The 2,366-nt window shown below is 66.2% G+C and carries 3 protein-coding genes; all 3 read left to right on the forward strand.

Annotated features, from left to right (window positions below; all coding sequences use genetic code 11):
- The first annotated feature begins 70 nt into the window (after positions 1–70).
- Positions 71–541 carry a MarR family transcriptional regulator gene (locus tag EN879_RS32365; RefSeq protein ID WP_063169946.1) on the forward strand — a complete coding sequence of 157 codons (471 nt, stop codon included), beginning with the start codon at positions 71–73 and terminating at the stop codon, positions 539–541.
- The gene (locus EN879_RS32370) at positions 538–1,350 is read left to right on the forward strand and encodes an enoyl-CoA hydratase family protein (RefSeq protein WP_063169945.1); all 813 of its coding nucleotides are present in this window, start codon (positions 538–540) and stop codon (positions 1,348–1,350) included. Before EN879_RS32365 ends, EN879_RS32370 begins: the two co-directional genes overlap by 4 nt.
- 75 nt (positions 1,351–1,425) lie before the next feature.
- A partial coding sequence (locus tag EN879_RS32375; protein ID WP_127274538.1) for an acyl-CoA dehydrogenase family protein occupies positions 1,426–2,366 on the forward strand: 941 nt, incomplete at its 3' end.

Below are 2,366 nucleotides of genomic sequence, written 5' to 3' on the forward strand. Positions count from 1 at the left end.
TGCTGTGGCTGTGCGGCGACGCCGCCCAATCGATCACCGGACAGGCGATTTCCATCTCAGGAGGCGAAACATGGTAGCCGGCCCCCTGCCCGCGCCGTCGAGACCCGGCAAGGACCGCTTGCGTCTGTGGATCAGGCTGCTGCGCGCCTCGCGCACGATCGAGGCCGAGCTGCGCGAGCGGCTGAAGAAGGACTTCAACACCACGCTGCCGCGCTTCGACGTGATGGCAGCGCTTTATCGCGCGCCGGAAGGCATGCTGATGAGCGACCTGTCGCGTTTCCTGCTGGTCTCTAACGGCAATGTCACGGGCATCGTCGACCGGCTGGTTTCGGAAGGACTTGTCGCCCGCGCGCGGCGCAATGGCGACCGCCGCACCTCGATGGTGCGGCTGACCGAGGAAGGCACGCAGGCCTTTGCCGCGATCGCCGCGGCGCATGAAGGCTGGATCGGCGAATTGCTGGGCAAGGTCAGTGAGGACGACGCGCGCCGGCTGACCGGCATGCTGACCTCGTTCCGCAGCAACTGGGAGGGACGCGAATGACCGCAATGGCCGGGCGCAAGCCGAAGCATTTCCTCTGGGAGGTCGAGGGCAGGATCGCCAAGGTCCGGCTCGATCGGCCGGAGCGCAAGAACCCGCTGACCTTCGACAGCTATGCGGAACTCCGCGACACGTTCCGCGACCTCGTCTATGCCGACGATGTCGACGCCGTGGTGTTCCTTTCCAATGGCGGCAATTTCTGCTCCGGCGGCGATGTCCACGACATTATCGGCCCGCTGGTCAAAATGGACATGAAGGAGCTCCTGGTCTTCACCCGCATGACCGGCGATTTCGTCAAGGCGATGCTGAATTGCGGCAGGCCGATCATTGCGGCGGTCGACGGCGTCGCGGTCGGCGCCGGCGCCATCATTGCGATGAGCTCCGACATCCGCATCGCCACGCCGGAAGCCAAGACCGCATTCCTGTTCACCCGCGTCGGCCTCGCCGGCTGCGACATGGGCGCCTGCGCGATCCTGCCGCGCATCATCGGCCAGGGCCGCGCCGCCGAACTGCTCTACACCGGCCGCACCATGACGGCTGATGAAGGCGAACGCTGGGGTTTCTACAACCGGCTGGTCGATGCCGCCGCGCTTGAAGCCGACGCGCTCGACATGGCGGCGCGCATCGTCTCCGGCCCGACCTTCGCGCACGGCATCACCAAGACCCAGCTCAACCAGGAATGGTCGATGGGCCTCGACCAGGCGATCGAGGCGGAAGCGCAGGCGCAAGCGATCTGCATGCAGACCCGCGACTTCGAACGCGCCTACAAGGCGTTCGTGGCCAAGGAAAAGCCGGTGTTCGAGGGGGATTGAGGATGATGCTTTGCGTGGAGACGTTGGCGGGAGGGGGGCGCCGTAGTGCGCAAGGCCTCAATAGCGGGGCCACCAATGCCTGACCGTTCCTTCCTCTCCTGGCCGTTCTTCGAAGACCGCCATCGCGAACTAGCCGAGCACCTCGAGACATGGTGCACGACCAACCTCCCAGTCGATCACCATGATGTCGACGCCGCCTGCCGCGAGCTGGTCAGCAAGCTCGGCCGAGACGGCTGGCTGAAGCCAACGGCGCTCGACACCGACAACCCGGGTCCCCTCGACGTCCGCACTTTGTGCATCACGCGCGAGACGCTCGCCCGCCATGACGGGTTGGCCGATTTCGCCTTCGCCATGCAGGGGCTGGGCACCGGCGCGCTCAGCCTGTTCGGCACGGTGGAGCAGCGGCAATGGCTTTCGAAGACGCGCGCCGGCAAGGCGATATCAGCCTTCGCCCTGTCGGAGCCGCGCTCGGGATCAGATGTCGCCAACACGGAAATGACGGCGACCCGCGACGGCGACAGCTACGTTCTTACAGGCGAAAAAACCTGGATCTCCAATGGCGGCATCGCCGACCTCTATGTCGTCTTTGCCCGCACCGGCGAGGCGCCGGGCGCCAAGGGACTTTCCGCTTTCCTCGTGCCTGGCGACGCCAAGGGCCTTGGCATCGCCGAACGGCTCGAAGTGATCGCGCCGCATCCGCTGGCGCGGCTGTCTTTCGAGCGGGTCCGCCTGCCGGCCACCGCACTGATCGGCAAGCCAGGCGACGGCTTCCGCATCGCCATGTCGGTGCTCGATGTGTTCCGCTCGACCGTCGGTGCGGCGGCACTCGGCTTTGCCCGCCGTGCACTGGATGAAAGCATCAAACGCGTGGCCGAGCGCAAACTATTCGGCGCGCCGATGGCCGAATTGCAAATGGTGCAGGGGCACATCGCCGACATGGCGCTCGATGTCGATGCGGCGGCGCTGCTGGTCTACCGCGCCGCCTCGCGGGTGACGCGGGGCGCACCCATGTCCTT

This window comes from Mesorhizobium sp. M7A.F.Ca.AU.002.02.1.1 (assembly GCF_003998535.1).
GTDB classification, from domain to species: Bacteria; Pseudomonadota; Alphaproteobacteria; order Rhizobiales; family Rhizobiaceae; genus Mesorhizobium; species Mesorhizobium ciceri.